The organism is Saccharicrinis aurantiacus (assembly GCF_001660705.2).
GTDB lineage: Bacteria > Bacteroidota > Bacteroidia > Bacteroidales > Marinilabiliaceae > Saccharicrinis > Saccharicrinis aurantiacus.
Genome location: NZ_LYBV02000039.1, coordinates 30,719 through 44,830, shown reverse-complemented (window position 1 = coordinate 44,830; position 14,112 = coordinate 30,719). Strand labels below are relative to the sequence as shown.

Annotated in this window: 15 protein-coding genes; 7 read left to right on the top strand and 8 right to left on the bottom strand. The window is 31.3% G+C overall.

What is annotated here, in order from left to right:
• Window positions 1-4 precede the first annotated feature (4 nt).
• Both A8B35_RS20440 and nadA read right to left on the bottom strand, forming a co-directional pair.
• On the bottom strand, window positions 5-385 hold the full coding sequence (locus A8B35_RS20440) for a response regulator (protein ID WP_075603836.1): 381 nt from the start codon (window positions 383-385) through the stop codon (window positions 5-7).
• Between the two features lie 86 nt (window positions 386-471).
• Window positions 472-1,467 (bottom strand): quinolinate synthase NadA, encoded by a 996-nt coding sequence (nadA, locus tag A8B35_RS20435; protein WP_075603835.1) that lies wholly within the window; start codon window positions 1,465-1,467, stop codon window positions 472-474.
• 1,100 nt (window positions 1,468-2,567) lie between these two features.
• Between nadA and rpiB the strand changes: the two genes are divergently transcribed.
• From rpiB to A8B35_RS20420, 3 genes are all read left to right on the top strand, one after another.
• Complete coding sequence (rpiB, locus tag A8B35_RS20430; RefSeq protein WP_075603834.1) at window positions 2,568-3,005, top strand: ribose 5-phosphate isomerase B; 438 nt, start codon at window positions 2,568-2,570, stop codon at window positions 3,003-3,005.
• A gap of 77 nt (window positions 3,006-3,082) precedes the next feature.
• Window positions 3,083-4,459, top strand: a complete 1,377-nt coding sequence (locus A8B35_RS20425; RefSeq protein ID WP_075603833.1) for a lactate utilization protein B — start codon at window positions 3,083-3,085, stop codon at window positions 4,457-4,459.
• A 119-nt stretch (window positions 4,460-4,578) separates the two neighbouring features.
• Entirely contained in the window at window positions 4,579-5,022 is a 444-nt protein-coding gene (locus A8B35_RS20420) for an RrF2 family transcriptional regulator (protein ID WP_075603832.1), read from the top strand.
• On the opposite strand, the gene A8B35_RS20415 is transcribed toward A8B35_RS20420, so the two are convergent.
• Window positions 5,010-5,417: a VanZ family protein gene (locus A8B35_RS20415; protein ID WP_083634598.1), complete on the bottom strand. Its 408-nt coding sequence runs from the start codon at window positions 5,415-5,417 to the stop codon at window positions 5,010-5,012. The two genes, A8B35_RS20420 and A8B35_RS20415, sit on opposite strands and share 13 nt — an antisense overlap.
• Before the next feature lie 107 nt (window positions 5,418-5,524).
• Here A8B35_RS20415 and hemW point away from each other — a divergent pair, with 107 nt between their 5' ends.
• From hemW to A8B35_RS20400, 3 genes are read left to right on the top strand one after another with little or no spacing between them, the layout of a single operon-like run.
• Complete coding sequence (hemW, locus tag A8B35_RS20410) at window positions 5,525-6,652, top strand: radical SAM family heme chaperone HemW (protein WP_075603830.1); 1,128 nt, start codon at window positions 5,525-5,527, stop codon at window positions 6,650-6,652.
• Between the two features lie 3 nt (window positions 6,653-6,655).
• Window positions 6,656-7,042, top strand: coding sequence for a rhodanese-like domain-containing protein (locus A8B35_RS20405; protein ID WP_075603829.1), 387 nt, complete (start codon window positions 6,656-6,658; stop codon window positions 7,040-7,042).
• An 11-nt stretch (window positions 7,043-7,053) separates the two neighbouring features.
• Complete coding sequence (locus tag A8B35_RS20400; RefSeq protein ID WP_075603828.1) at window positions 7,054-7,911, top strand: cation diffusion facilitator family transporter; 858 nt, start codon at window positions 7,054-7,056, stop codon at window positions 7,909-7,911.
• 252 nt (window positions 7,912-8,163) lie between these two features.
• On the opposite strand, the gene A8B35_RS20395 is transcribed toward A8B35_RS20400, so the two are convergent.
• On the bottom strand, window positions 8,164-8,823 hold the full coding sequence (locus A8B35_RS20395) for a DUF2461 domain-containing protein (protein WP_075603827.1): 660 nt from the start codon (window positions 8,821-8,823) through the stop codon (window positions 8,164-8,166).
• Between the two features lie 136 nt (window positions 8,824-8,959).
• Between A8B35_RS20395 and A8B35_RS20390 the strand changes: the two genes are divergently transcribed.
• On the top strand, window positions 8,960-9,619 hold the full coding sequence (locus A8B35_RS20390; RefSeq protein ID WP_075603826.1) for a 2-C-methyl-D-erythritol 4-phosphate cytidylyltransferase: 660 nt from the start codon (window positions 8,960-8,962) through the stop codon (window positions 9,617-9,619).
• On the opposite strand, the gene A8B35_RS20385 is transcribed toward A8B35_RS20390, so the two are convergent.
• From A8B35_RS20385 to A8B35_RS20370, 4 genes are all read right to left on the bottom strand, one after another.
• Window positions 9,611-10,438 carry a metal ABC transporter permease gene (locus A8B35_RS20385; protein ID WP_075603825.1) on the bottom strand — a complete coding sequence of 276 codons (828 nt, stop codon included), beginning with the start codon at window positions 10,436-10,438 and terminating at the stop codon, window positions 9,611-9,613. The two genes, A8B35_RS20390 and A8B35_RS20385, sit on opposite strands and share 9 nt — an antisense overlap.
• 1 nt (window position 10,439) lies before the next feature.
• Entirely contained in the window at window positions 10,440-11,183 is a 744-nt protein-coding gene (locus A8B35_RS20380) for a metal ABC transporter ATP-binding protein (protein ID WP_075603824.1), read from the bottom strand.
• A gap of 2 nt (window positions 11,184-11,185) precedes the next feature.
• The gene (locus tag A8B35_RS20375; RefSeq protein ID WP_075603823.1) at window positions 11,186-12,079 is read right to left on the bottom strand and encodes a metal ABC transporter solute-binding protein, Zn/Mn family; all 894 of its coding nucleotides are present in this window, start codon (window positions 12,077-12,079) and stop codon (window positions 11,186-11,188) included.
• Between the two features lie 309 nt (window positions 12,080-12,388).
• Window positions 12,389-14,029, bottom strand: coding sequence for an AMP-binding protein (locus A8B35_RS20370; protein ID WP_075603822.1), 1,641 nt, complete (start codon window positions 14,027-14,029; stop codon window positions 12,389-12,391).
• Between the last annotated feature and the right edge of the window lie 83 nt (window positions 14,030-14,112).

Genomic DNA, 14,112 nt, shown 5'->3' with positions numbered 1-14,112 from the left:
TAATTTAAACAATTCCGAGTTTTTTTATTTTATTAAGAAATAATTCAAGACTAAAAGGCTTTGTCATATATTCATTCATACCAGCCTCAATACATCTTTCTCTATCAGAATCAAAGGTATTTGCAGTTAAACCAATAATAGGTGTTGAATACTCGAATGAACTTTCATATTCTCTAATTAATTTAGAGGATTCTAATCCATCCATAACTGGCATCATTAAATCCATAATTACCAAGTCATACCTAGTTGATTTAACCTTTTGAAAAGCCTCCTCTCCGTTAGAAACAATATCTATTTTATAACCCAACCTTGTTAAATTAACAAAAATCAGTTTTTGGTTGAGAGGATTATCCTCAACTAATAAAACAAACACAGTCTTTGACATAATTAATAATTAGAATATGATAAATACTCAACAAAAAAATAAAAATTATAACAAAAACGAGAACTGTTGGTCAAAAAAATAGTGTATTATAGCTCTAATTTTGCTGAGATATCGAGCATACGCTCAATTGGCTTAACAGCTTTAACTCTTACATCCTCTTCAACTTCAACAGTTGGCCAAGAATATTTTAATGCATTATAAATTTTTTGCATGGTATTTAAACGCATAAACTCACACTCATTACATGCACAAGTACTATCATTAGGAGGTGCAGGTATAAAAACTTTATCAGGGCTTTTTAATTGCATTTGATGCAAAATACCTGCCTCAGTAGCAACAATAAATTTATTTGAGCTACTAGATTGACTATAATTTAATAATGAAGCTGTTGAACCAACGTGGTCTGAAACCATTAATAATGGCTTTTTACATTCAGGGTGCGTTAAAATTTCAGCATCTGGATTTTCCTTCTTTAGTTCTAAAATTTTCTCGAGTGAAAACTTCTCATGAACATGACAGGCTCCATCCCATAGGATCATTTCTCTTCCTGTAATACCGTTTATGTAATTACCCAGGTTACGATCAGGTCCAAAAATTAACTTTTCATCAGCAGGGAAACTATCTACTATGGCTTTAGCATTTGTAGAAGTAACCACAATATCAGATAATGCTTTAATTTCAGCAGATGTATTTACATAAGTAACTACTTTATGATCTGGATACTGATTGATAAATTTCTCAAATTCATCGGGAGGACAACTATCTGCTAAACTACATCCGGCATTTAAATCAGGAACAAGAACTGTTTTCTTTGGCGAAAGAATTTTAGCGGTTTCCCCCATGAAGTGGACACCAGCTACCATAATAATATCTGCATCTGTTTTAGCAGCAAATTGAGCCAAGGCCAAACTATCTCCAACAAAATCTGCGATATCCTGAATTAAATCATCTTGATAAAAATGAGCCATTAAAACAGCATTCTTCTCTTTTTTCAATTTTGCAAATGACTCTTCTAAATTATCAATATTTGATATAGACTCATCTACATATCCTTGCTTCAACCAATTTTCCTTTAACTCCATTATAATAAAGAATGTATAAAAGATATTTAATATCTAAAATTAAAACGACAATAGACTGTTGATGAGATGTATTTCAAACTTTCAATAAAAAATTACTTGTATTTGAAATTCGAGTCAAATATGAAATAACAACTAAAACACTTATTATCATCATAATAAATAGCAACACTTACTACTTATAAAAGAATGCAAATTTAATAAGAATATTGATTCAACAGTACTTAATTTTATAAAATAGTGTTGAATCATCTAAAAGGTGAAGTAAGTAGTAAACTAGAAGAAACACGTATCCTTGAAAATCGAAATACAAGTTATTTTTAGACATTAAAAAAGAATCATGAGTTATTCCTTATTTTATGTAATTAACTAACTAAAACTAGCTTTAAAATAGATTAGAAACGAATATCAAAGTCAATCTCTCTAGAATAAAATGAAACCCTGTTTAAATTAAAAAACGTAACAATTGGTTACTAAACTTTTCTTTCACACAATAGATTAATATAAACTGATAGAATTTTAAAAAGAAAAATGATAATGATAATAGGCTGTTAATTCGGTTTATAAATAATTGAGATTTTAGTTGCTTTAAATTGCAATGAACATTTACATTCTATCAATTAAAACTTAATTAACAGTAATTTTAAATGCTAACCTATTGTATAATAGTGATATTTAATAGTTAATTAACATACTGTTTAAACTAACAATATCTAATAACATTACCTTATTAACTCCCAATTTTGGTGTTTAAACACTGTTAGAAATTAGTAGTAAACTATTATAAAATTTACTTGACATTTAATAACTCTCATAGGCTTATTTAAAAATTACAAAACTCCAAGAAAAACTTTTATATTCTTTTAATTTACAATTCACATATTGTTAACATGAATCCACACGTTATTCACAGTAATGAATTGTTGACTAGTAAATTACCGGTCATAATTGTCATTTCATATGTTGAAAAGATGTGTAGTATGTTGTTTAAATAGTTATCACATTACTGCATATAAGTGCATTATCCGTTTATAAACTAATGTGTATAAAGTAGCTTATTAGCAACTTATATGCAGTACATTTTCTATCTTTGCAACAAAAAAATGAAAATTACTAAAATTGCTTTTGCTGCCGATCATGCAGGTTACGAATTAAAGGAGGAGTTGAAAGAATTTATTAGCGCTAAAGGTATTGTTGTTGCTGACTTTGGTACTAATTCTACAGAGAGTACTGATTATGCTGATTATGCACATCCTATGGCTAATTCTGTTGAGAGTGGCGTTGCCGATTTGGGTATTTCAGTTTGTGGAAGCGGAAATGGTATTAATATGACAGCTAATAAGCATCAAGGAATTAGAGCTGCTTTATGTTGGAATAAAGAAATATCAGAGTTAGCTCGATCTCATAATAATGCTAATGTTTGTTCGTTACCAGCTCGTTTTATTTCAGTAGAGGAGGCTAAAGAGATTATTGAAGCCTTTATTACTACAGAATTTGAGGGTGGCAGACATCAAAACCGTATAAATAAGATTCCTTGTTAATACACATCATTAAGTATTAGTATAACAATGAATTAACAATTTATTAAAACTGTTAATATCTTAAAAGAATACCAATAGTGAGTTTAGAATCAAAAAAATTTCAAAAAAAATCTGAGGATATCGCTTTTGATATAAAGCATCGCGATAAAATAAAATTTAATATATCGCGCTATAATGCAGCTGTTGAAAAAGGAGAGCTGCGTTATGCAGATATTAATATCGCAAGAAATCGTGCTGCTGCTCAAAAAAGAGAGGTTCTGAAAAACTTACACACTTACTTGTTGCAGTTTGAAGAAAAAGCAATTGCTAACAATAACGAGGTTTTATGGGCGCAAGATTCAGAGGAAGCTATTGGTTATATTCAAGATATTTTAAAAACAGAAAAAGCCAAGCTTGTTGTTAAAAGTAAATCAATGACCACTGAGGAAATTGAATTTAACGAAGGAGCAGAGGCTATTGGTGTTAAGTCGGTTGAAACTGATTTAGGTGAATATATTGTTCAGGTTGCTGGTGAAAAACCATATCATATTGTTACACCAGCAATGCATAAATCAAAGCAAGATATTGCCGATTTGTTTCATGTACACTTTGGTACAGATATAGATGGATCACCAGAGTACCTAACTAATTTTGTAAGAGAAAAGCTTCGTGATGATTTTATAAATGCTGATATAGGTGTAACGGGTGCTAATTTTTTACTAGCGGATATTGGTGGTATTGCAGTTACCGAAAATGAGGGTAACGCAATTATGTCTGCATCATTTCCTAAAACACATATTGTAATTGCGGGTATAGAGAAAATTATACCTTCATATAAAGACTTAGGTACCTTTTGGCCTTTATTATCAGCGCATGGTACCGGTCAGCAAATGACGGTTTATAATACTATTTATACGAGTGCAAAAAAGGACGGTGAAATAGATGGTCCTGAGAAAATGATTATCATTTTATTAGATAATGGCCGATCTGAACTCTATAGTCAGCCAACACAAGCAGAATCTCTATCGTGTATTCGATGTGGAGCTTGTTTAAATGCTTGTCCTATTTATAAAAATATTGGTGGTTATACTTATGATGCTACCTATAGCGGACCAATTGGTAGTGTTATTACACCACATTTTAAACATTTCGGAAGTTATAAACATTTAAGCTTTGCTTGTAGTTTATGCGGACGCTGTGAAGAGGTTTGTCCGGTTAAAATACCACTTCCTAAATTGCTATTACACAATAGAAAGGATTCAGTTGAGAGAGGTAATGTATCCTTTGTTGAAAAGATGTCAACAAACTTCACTTCCTCTGTATTTCAATCTAGGGCATTAATGGATTTTCTCCCAGGTTCACTAAAAAATGCTGGATTAACAATGGTACAATCCAAGCTGATAGGAGACAAAAGAAAATTAGATGGTATTGCTAAAGAATCCTTTAGTAAACAATGGTCAAAAAAAAGAAAGTAAAATAAGTACTTATTCTATATTTGTGTATTTTAGCATTTCAAAATCTTTATATATTGTTTATAAGTTGAAATCTTGATAAACCAATATAGAAAATTGTACTTTTAAAACTTTAAGATAATATGTTATCAAATACGTGTAAATATGCTGTTCGATCAGTAATTTATTTAGCTATCCATCAAGAAGAAGGAAAGAAAATTGGCATAAAACAAATCTCTTCTGATTTAGAAATTCCTACCCCCTTTTTAGGTAAAATACTTCAAACCTTGGCTAAGCAAAAAATATTATCTTCCAATAAAGGCCCCCATGGTGGTTTTTCATTAGCCGTTGATCCTGAGGAATTAACACTATTAGATATTGTTAAAATAATTGATGGAATGGATATATTTGAAACCTGTTTAATAGGTATGAATAGTTGTAAAGCTGCAGATTCAAATAGTAAACCGTGTTCTGTTCACGATCAGTTTAGCGATATTAGAAAACAACTTTATAATTTATTTAAAAATGAAACTTTTGCCAATATTGTGAATAAGGTTGGTGAGAAGGAAGATTATTATTTATTATAATCTACTTTTATCAGAAATAACTTGTATACAGTTGGCTTGTTTTTAAGTATTAAAAATAAGCCAGTGCCAAAACATACACCTAAAAAATTAAAAATAGCATCGTAAATGTTTCCGTTTCGAGTGCTTGTTAAATACAGTTGTAAAAACTCCATTATTATACCAATCGCAATGGTATCTAAAACAATCCATCTTTTTTTAATGTGTATTTTATGAGCATGGTTCTCAAGTAGAAATACGAAGCTTAACCCAAAATACATACAAAAGTGGACTAACTTATCAATGTGTTTGAAAAAATTAATATCGTTTGGTACTACTTTACCAACATTCATAAGGCTTAGTATCGATATAGATATTATTACCAGTATGGTTCGTATATAAGATTTTAATAGGCGCATTGTATTATCGTAAAAGTTTTAAAAGTTGATAAGCTGTTAATAACCTCTCTATTTTATTATAAACTATTGTTTCACGTGAAACGTTAACTAAAACAAAATTAGTTCCAATGATTGGTATATATATACATGTTCCGTTTTGCTCAAAAAAGTGTGGTTATTGCGATTTTTACAGCATTATTCGTTTAACTAACAAAAGTGACTATTTAAATGCACTTATCAAAGAAATAGAATTACGAGCTGATGAATTTAATACACGAAAAGTAGCTACTATTTATTTTGGTGGAGGAACACCTAGTTTATTGTCATTAAGTGATTTTAAATCTATTTTCGACGTTATTAATAAAACTTTCGATATATCATTAACAAAAGAGATTACTGTTGAAGTAAATCCGGATGATGTTACTGTTGATTATATAAAGGGTTTAAAAGCCTTTGGTGTCAATAGAATTAGCATGGGGGTTCAAAGTTTTAATAATAGAATATTAAAGTTTATGAATCGCAGGCATAACAAAAGTCAGGCGGTAGAGGCTGTAAATAATATTAGGGAAGCAGGTATTAATAATTTAAGTATAGATTTAATTTATGGAATACCAGGAATGACCTCAGAAGAGTGGAATTCTTCAATTAATGAAGCTTTAAGTTTAGGAGTTCAGCATATTTCAGCTTATCACCTTACCTTTGAGCCTGATACTCCTTTTTATAAACGATTGCAAAAAAAGGAAATATTAGAGATTAATGATTCCGAAAGTGTGAAACAATATGATGCACTTGTTGAAGGTCTAGCAAAAGGTGGGTTTAATGATTATGAAATTTCTAATTTTAGCTTGCCTGATTACGAATCTAATCACAATTCTAATTACTGGAATGGTAATAAGTACTTTGGTTTCGGACCGTCAGCACACTCCTTTGATGGTACCATAAGGCGATGGAACTATTCTAATTTAGATAAGTATGTTGATGGTATAAGCACAAACCAAGCGTATTTCGATTCTGAATCATTAAGTTTAATAGATAGCTATAATGAAACTATAATGCTCAGTTTACGAACGAAAAAAGGTTTAAGTTTAGATGTGTTAAAGAGTAAATTCGAGAGTACATTTTTATCTCATTTTAATACTGTATTACAAGATTATTTAGATAACAGTAAATTAATAATTGATAATGGTTTTGTTAGTGTTAAACGCGATAGTAAGTTTTTGACAGACAAAATTATTAGTGATTTTTTTATGGTGTAGTTTATGAAGAATTTGATTATTGTTTGTATACTGTTTATTGTCCATTCTACTTTAAAAGCTCAAGTTAAAGAGGTATGTTCTATTAATTGTAAGCAGTTTTATGAGTTGTCACAAAAGGCAGAAAATGTTTTAATTGTTGATATTAGGGAATCAAAATATTACAAAAAGGGACATCTTAATAAAGCGGTTTACGGTGGTAAAAAAGAAATATTAAAACCTATATTAGATAAAACCTCTAAGGATACGCCAATCTTTATTTATTGTGAAGTTGGAAAACGTTCAAAACAGGCTGGTGAATGGATATTGAAACAAGGATATCAAACAGTTTATCAGTTAAGCGGAGGTGTTAAAAATTGGGATACAAAAACATACCCTTTCATTAAGGAGTAAATAATAATTGGATGAAACGAAACATTGGTGTTATAATATCTTGGTTATCAATAGTACTTAATATTGTACTATTTGCTATTAAACTTTGGGTGGGTTTGTTATACAACTCGGTAGCATTAATAGCTGATGCTTGGCATACTCTAACTGATTCAGTTTCTTCTTTTGCAGTATTAATAGGTATAAAAATATCTGATAAACCGGCAGATGAAGAACACCCTTTTGGTCATGGACGAGCAGAATTAGTATCAACAATATTTGTTGGTTTTTTATTGGCTCTTGTTGGGGTTAATTTCACATACGAATCCTTTATTAAGCTTCGCGATCATCAAGAATCTCAGTATGGGATGTGGGCAATTATAGTTACAGTTATTTCATTAGTTGTAAAAGAAATAATGGCTCAGTATTCTATCATTTTTGGAAAAAAAATAAACTCAAAATCTTTGGTCGCTGATGGATGGCACCATCGCAGTGATGCATTATCCAGTTTAATAATATTGGTGGGTTTATTTTTAGGTAAATACTTTTGGTGGATGGATGGTGTGTTGGGGTTAATTGTTTCAGCATTAATATTTTATACTACCTACTCTATACTCAAGGAGGCATTCTCTTTATTTTTAGGAGAAAAAATTGATGACGACCTAAAAGAAAGTATCCTTCAAATAGGGAAGTCTAATTTTGAATATCCGCTCGAAGCACATCACTTCTTATTACATCAATATGGAAACCATGCTGAGCTAACTTTCCATATATATTTACCCGGGGATATGTCGTTAAACGAAGCTAGTAAAGTTGCAATGGATTATCAAAAATTGATCCGCGATGAGCATAATATTGGAGTTACTATTCATATAGATTCCTTAGAAAAGTAAAAATATTTACCCTAAATATTGGTCAGATGTTATTTTTGGCACGCAGTTTGTTTTATTCCTATTCGAAGAGCAAGAGAGTTTTTCATAGATTAGGTTAGGGTTTAGGTTATAAATTGGAATGTCTCTAAGGCATTCCAATTTTATGAAATCCGCATAAAACAGACATAAGAAGTTTTTTTTCATAGATTAGGGTTTAGGTTAAAAGAAAGGGATTCAACAACGGTTGAAATCCCTTTTTTTATGCACTAATTATTAGTTTTCTAGAGCTTCATTTAAAAAGTCATTCAGTGGTTTTATAGTTTTAAAAGTGTTTTCAATTATTGTATTTAATTCAGATGATTGGACTTCATCATCACTTAATTGAGTTATAACAGTGTATGATTTATTTCTGATTAAAGCAATATTTTCATCATTCTTATCAAATCCTTTAGGAGCAGTTTTTAATTTATCTCCATACATTTCAGGAAACATTGTATTAAATGTTTTATCGTTAATAATGCTTCTATACTCCTCGGGATTCTCTAAAATGAAGGAACGTATTTTCTTTAATTCGTTAGGTTGCGGAACATGGATGCCACCGCCTATAAAGCTATTATCAGGCTCAATATGCAAATAATATCCTCCATATATACTCTTGCGTCCATCGCGGTTAATATGGGCTCCAAAGTTATTTTTATAAGGTAGTTTATTATTCGAGAATCTTACATCTCTAAAAATTCTAAACGTACAGTCTTTTGCTTTAGGATGACCTATCCTTTTATCAATATTGTTAGTTAAGCCAATTAATTCATCCACATAAGTTTCAAAATCTGTTTTAGCTTTTTGGTAGAAAGGCTTATTGTTATGAAACCATTCTTTATTGTTATTAATACTTAACTGCACTAAAAAATCAAATATTCCTTCTGGTAGCATATTTTCTATATTTTTATTTAGGATTTCAAGGTACAAATAGAATACTAAAAAATCATTAGATAAATATTTACACACTGCTTTAATCTGGATGCCTAACTTTTGATTAATTTTGATGCTGAATCATCAAATTAAAAGTATGAGAAAAGCTGTTATTATTGTTGCAGGGGGTAGCGGATCGCGAATGAAAAGTGATATACCAAAACAATTTTTGTTATTGAAAGGCGAACCGATTTTGATGCATACTATCCGTGCTTTTCACAATTTTGATGATGAAATTAAGGTTGTTTTAGTGCTTCCATCCACTCAAGTGAGTTATTGGCAACAGTTGTGTATTGATCACTCTTTTAAAATTGAGCACACGATTACTGAAGGAGGAAATACTAGATTCCATAGTGTACAAAATGGTTTAAAGGAAATAAGTGAACCTTGCCTTGTTGGAGTCCACGATGGAGTTCGTCCTCTTGTTAGTTCAGGTACTCTGGAGCGATGTTATGCTGCGGCAGAAATTAATGGCAATGCCATACCAGTTACTGATGCCATTGAATCCATAAGAGAAATTCAAAATAGTACCAGTGTTGCTGTTGATAGATCGGTTTATAAGATGGTACAAACCCCCCAGGTTTTTACTTCAGAAATACTACAAGAAGCCTATAAACAAGGTTTTAGTGAATTATTTACAGATGATGCTAGTGTTGTTGAAAAGCTCGGAAAACAAATCCATTTGGTTGATGGTAATAGAGAAAATATAAAAGTAACCACACCAATGGATTTAAAGATTGGAGAATGCCTACTTTAAATTCAGTTTATCTTTTATAAAAATTACAGCTCTAATCATTATCCATATGCTTATTAATGCAAATATTATGGTTGCACCCGATGGGATATCCATAAAATAAGAAGCACTTAATCCGGCAATTATTCCTATAAAACCAAAAAGGATAGACCAAAATATTATTTTTTTATAATCTTTAGTTATCAGCATTGAAGCTGCTTGTGGTATAGTAAATAAGGATAATACTAGTATAATACCAGCAATTCGTATGCTTAATACAATTGCCAATGCAACAGCAACTGCCATGCTATACTTGATGAGTTTAACATTTAAACCTGTGGTAGATGCATAGTTCTCATCAAAGGCAGTGTACAAAATAGGTCGAAAAAAAAGAATGTTGGCGGCAATAATAATTAACGCAAATATGGCCGTAACAATTATATCTGTAGTAGTAACTGTTAGTATATTTCCGAAAAGAAAACCCATTAGGTTTGGTGTATAGCCAGGTGTCATAAAAACAAAAATGATACCTATGGCCATTCCTAATGACCAGAGAATAGCAATGGCACTATCCTCTCTTACTTTTGCTTTTTGCGCCGACCACTCAATACCTAAAGCAGAGAAAACTGCAAATACAGCAGCCCCTAAAAACGGATTAAGGCCCAGAAAATAAGCAATTCCAATGCCTCCAAATGAAGCATGGGTAATTCCTCCACTAATAAAAACAATTCTGCGCGATACTATATAGGTGCCAATAATACCAGCTAAAATGCTTGTTAATAAACCCGCCAAAAGCGCATTTGTGAAAAATTTGTATTGAAATAATTCGAAGAATTCTAACATTTTAATGTTGGTTTAGTACCCTATGCGGAACGTGTCCGTGTGCAACTAATTCAATAGGGCACTTATAGGTTGAAAGTACTTTTTCTGAAATTTTATTACTGTTATGATAATGAAGTTCTTCATTAACACAAGCTATCGTTTTTATTATAGGTGATATAGTTCCAATATCGTGCGAAACTAACAATATGGCCATTTCTTTATTTAGCTCACTTAGCATGTTGTATAATTCCCCTTCAAAATGCTTATCTACATAGGTATTAGGTTCATCTAAAATTAAAACAGACGGCTTATTAATAATAGCTCTCCCTAGGAAAGCTCGTTGTCTTTGCCCACCCGATAACTCTCCAATTGTGTTATTTTTATATTCCGTTAACCCTAATTTATCTAATAACTCGTTAGCCTTATTTTTGTCGGATTTAGAGTATTTTCCAAAATAACTTTTACTACCCATAATACCAGATAAAACAACTTCGCTTACCTTGATGGGGAATTTTGTATCTATTTCATTGCTTTGCGGAAGATAACCAATGTAGTGCTTGTTATTTTTCCAGGCGTAATTAAGTTTTCCTTTCTGAATAGGTAATAGCCCTAGTATAACTTTTAAAAGAGTGGACTTCCCTCCCCCATTTGGACCAATTATACCAATAAAGTCATTCTGCTTAATATCTAAATTGATATTTCGCAAAACAGCTTGGTTCGGTTCATAACCAGCAGATACATTATGTAATGAAATTAAACTGTCCATTATTAATCTTGTTGAAAGGAGTTAACAAGTGTATTGAGAGTATTGTTTATTTCAGTAATCCAATCCTCCGCTAATGGGTTAACACTTATAATATCAATATCCAATTCTTTAGCAACTAATTCTGCATTTCTTGAATCAAATTCCTGTTGGATAAAAATTGCATTTATATTATTTGCTTTGGCTTTTTCAATTATAGTTTGTAACCACTTTACACTTGGCTCTTTTCCATCATTTTCAATAGAAATTTGCTCTAAATTATAATCTTGTGCAAGATAGGTATATGCAGGATGAAAAATTAAAAATTTGCTTCCCTCATGTGGTTTAAAACTTTCTGTAAATTTTAGATCTAATGCTTTTACTTTTTCTAAGAGTGTTGGATAGTTTTTTTCTATTAACGCACTGTGTTCTGGAAAATGCTTAAGTAATGCATCTTTAGTATTTGTAATTACAGTCATCATCGTTCTGGGCGATGTCCAAATATGCGGGTCAATACCTCCTTCGTGTACATGATCTCCATGAACCACAGCTTCGCCTTTTATTAATTGAACACCTTCAGAAACATCAGCAATTATAATATCACTATCTATAGATGCTATTTTATCCATCCAGTTTTGCTCAAAACCAATATGTCCGATACGTAAATAAAGTTTTGAACTGTGTAGGTTTTTAATTTGGGAAGGAGTGGGTGAATATGTAGCCGGACTATTGCCAGGTAATACCATTACATTTACCTTAATAGAATCTCCGAGCAATTGGTTAACAATATATTTTTGAGGTAGAATACTGACTGTAATTTCAGTTTTATCAGTTTTACTTTCAGTACATGATGTTTGTGTAATGGCTAGAAGTACTAATACAATACTTAATATTGAGAAATATTTATTTGTGCAGTTCATTTTAATAAAATCTATAAATGTATAGCTGCAAATGTACTTTTTAATTTTATAGCTATAAGCAGAAAAATAACTAAAGAGCGGGTGTTTATTATTTAAAACCTATTTAAGCGGGAGGGAATAATAAGAAGATGGCCATGGGGCATAAAAAAAGGATAGATGAAAACATCTATCCTTTACCCTTAAAATCAGCTTTGTTAACCAAATCTAAATCTATGAAAAAAAATCTACATTACAAATGTAGCTTAAAGTATAGTGAACTAGTACAAACAAAAGTTAAACGATGTTAATGTTACGCGTAATTACTGATGTTTATATGTATTTGTATCTTTTGATACTCTTTTTTGGGGTTTTATCAAACTCTTCTGGAACTTCAGTTACCTTAGATAGGTTCATATAGGCAGGTAATTCAGCATTAGCTTTATTTTTTAAATCAGCTATTATTACTGATAATTCCTTTTCCTGAATATTTTCGGCATCAGCTAATTCAAAATCGGGGTATACTAAAGCTTCTAATTTGCCATCGCCCATATCTCTAACTAAACATTCCTGAACGTAATCCATACTGCATAGTTTGGTTTCAATCTCTTCAGGATAGATGTTCTGGCCTGATCCACTTAAAATCATATTTTTACTGCGGCCTTTTATAAATATGAAGTTTTCAGCATCAATAACACCTAAATCTCCTGTATGTATCCAGCCTTCAGCATCTATTGTTTGTGCTGTGGCTTCGCTATTTTTAAAGTAACCAAGCATATTATTATCGCCCTTCACTAAAATTTCACCAACTTCATTATAAGGATCTTTTGAGTCAATACGAACTTCCATCCTATCAACTAAGCGACCTGCTGAGCGAGGTTTAGCTGTTTTATATGGCTCGTAACTAATTAGCGGACCACATTCAGTCATTCCATATCCAATAGTAAACGGAAAGCCTATTTTTCTTAAGAAATCTTCAACATCCTTATTTAGTGCTGCCCCACCAATTATTATTTCTCTAAACTCTCCACCAAAAACATCAACTAATTGGTTTTTAACTTTAGAGAATACTACCTGATTTAACAGAGGCACTTTAACTAGTGTTTTTGCTGCTCCTTTCTCTAAAGCTGGCTGAATTCGTTTTTTAAATATCTTTTCTAGAATTAATGGAACAGCCAATATTAAATGTGGCTTTATCTTTTGAAATGCTTCTGTAATAATTTTAGGTGATGGTACTCTACTTAATAGAGTTATTTCGCAACCAACAGTAAATGGCCACAAAAATTCAAACAAACAACCATAAGCATGGGCAAGAGGTAGAAACGAAACAATTCGTTCTCCTGATGTTAAATCAAATTTATCTTGAGCGAATTTAACATTAGACCAAATACTTCTGTGTGGTATCATAACTCCTTTTGAAAAGCCTGAAGTACCTGAGGTATATGAAAGAACCATCAACTCTTCCTCTCCTATTTCATCAAATTTGAGGTCCTTTATTTCAAAAGGTTCTTGCATTAGTTTTTCCAATAGAATTGAATTAGCACTAATGTCATCACAGCCATTTGCCAATGCAACAAACTTATCAATACTAATAATGCCTTTTAAATTTGGCATTTTTGCTTCATCAATCTTATTAAAAATAACTTCTGTAGAGAATAGTAATTTAGATTCAGAATGGTTTACAATGTGGTGTATTTCACTACTTCCAAAGTCAGGCAAAATTGGAACTACAACAGCACCATAGGTTACCACAGATAAATAGCTAATGGTATAGTTACTGAGGTTTCTACCAATAAGAGCAATTTTATCGCCCTTTTTAATACCACAGTTATTATACATTTTGTGCAAGCTATTTATGCGTTTAGCTGCATCATTGTATGTAAAAGAATCGCCATCAAAATCAGCGAATGCTTTTTGGTTATTAAAGCTTTTTAGGGCTTTCTCCACCATTCCAATAAATCCATTATTATCCATAATATGATATGCTAGTACTTTTTACCAAAAATTAATTACGGTTAGTGGTTAAAACAAATTTAGGTATTGTAATATTTAAAAAA

What these genes read in the sequence shown, in the direction of transcription:
- A8B35_RS20380 (WP_075603824.1), bottom strand. Translation starts at nt 11,183, where the DNA reads ATGGACAGTTTAATTTCATTACATAATGTATCTGCTGGTTATGAACCG.
- hemW (WP_075603830.1), top strand. Translation starts at nt 5,525, where the DNA reads ATGATTGGTATATATATACATGTTCCGTTTTGCTCAAAAAAGTGTGGT.
- A8B35_RS20385 (WP_075603825.1), bottom strand. Translation starts at nt 10,438, where the DNA reads ATGTTAGAATTCTTCGAATTATTTCAATACAAATTTTTCACAAATGCG.
- nadA (WP_075603835.1), bottom strand. Translation starts at nt 1,467, where the DNA reads ATGGAGTTAAAGGAAAATTGGTTGAAGCAAGGATATGTAGATGAGTCT.
- A8B35_RS20415 (WP_083634598.1), bottom strand. Translation starts at nt 5,417, where the DNA reads ATGCGCCTATTAAAATCTTATATACGAACCATACTGGTAATAATATCT.
- A8B35_RS20440 (WP_075603836.1), bottom strand. Translation starts at nt 385, where the DNA reads ATGTCAAAGACTGTGTTTGTTTTATTAGTTGAGGATAATCCTCTCAAC.
- A8B35_RS20405 (WP_075603829.1), top strand. Translation starts at nt 6,656, where the DNA reads ATGAAGAATTTGATTATTGTTTGTATACTGTTTATTGTCCATTCTACT.
- A8B35_RS20375 (WP_075603823.1), bottom strand. Translation starts at nt 12,079, where the DNA reads ATGAACTGCACAAATAAATATTTCTCAATATTAAGTATTGTATTAGTA.
- rpiB (WP_075603834.1), top strand. Translation starts at nt 2,568, where the DNA reads ATGAAAATTACTAAAATTGCTTTTGCTGCCGATCATGCAGGTTACGAA.
- A8B35_RS20395 (WP_075603827.1), bottom strand. Translation starts at nt 8,823, where the DNA reads ATGCTACCAGAAGGAATATTTGATTTTTTAGTGCAGTTAAGTATTAAT.
- A8B35_RS20390 (WP_075603826.1), top strand. Translation starts at nt 8,960, where the DNA reads ATGAGAAAAGCTGTTATTATTGTTGCAGGGGGTAGCGGATCGCGAATG.
- A8B35_RS20370 (WP_075603822.1), bottom strand. Translation starts at nt 14,029, where the DNA reads ATGGATAATAATGGATTTATTGGAATGGTGGAGAAAGCCCTAAAAAGC.
- A8B35_RS20400 (WP_075603828.1), top strand. Translation starts at nt 7,054, where the DNA reads ATGAAACGAAACATTGGTGTTATAATATCTTGGTTATCAATAGTACTT.
- A8B35_RS20420 (WP_075603832.1), top strand. Translation starts at nt 4,579, where the DNA reads ATGTTATCAAATACGTGTAAATATGCTGTTCGATCAGTAATTTATTTA.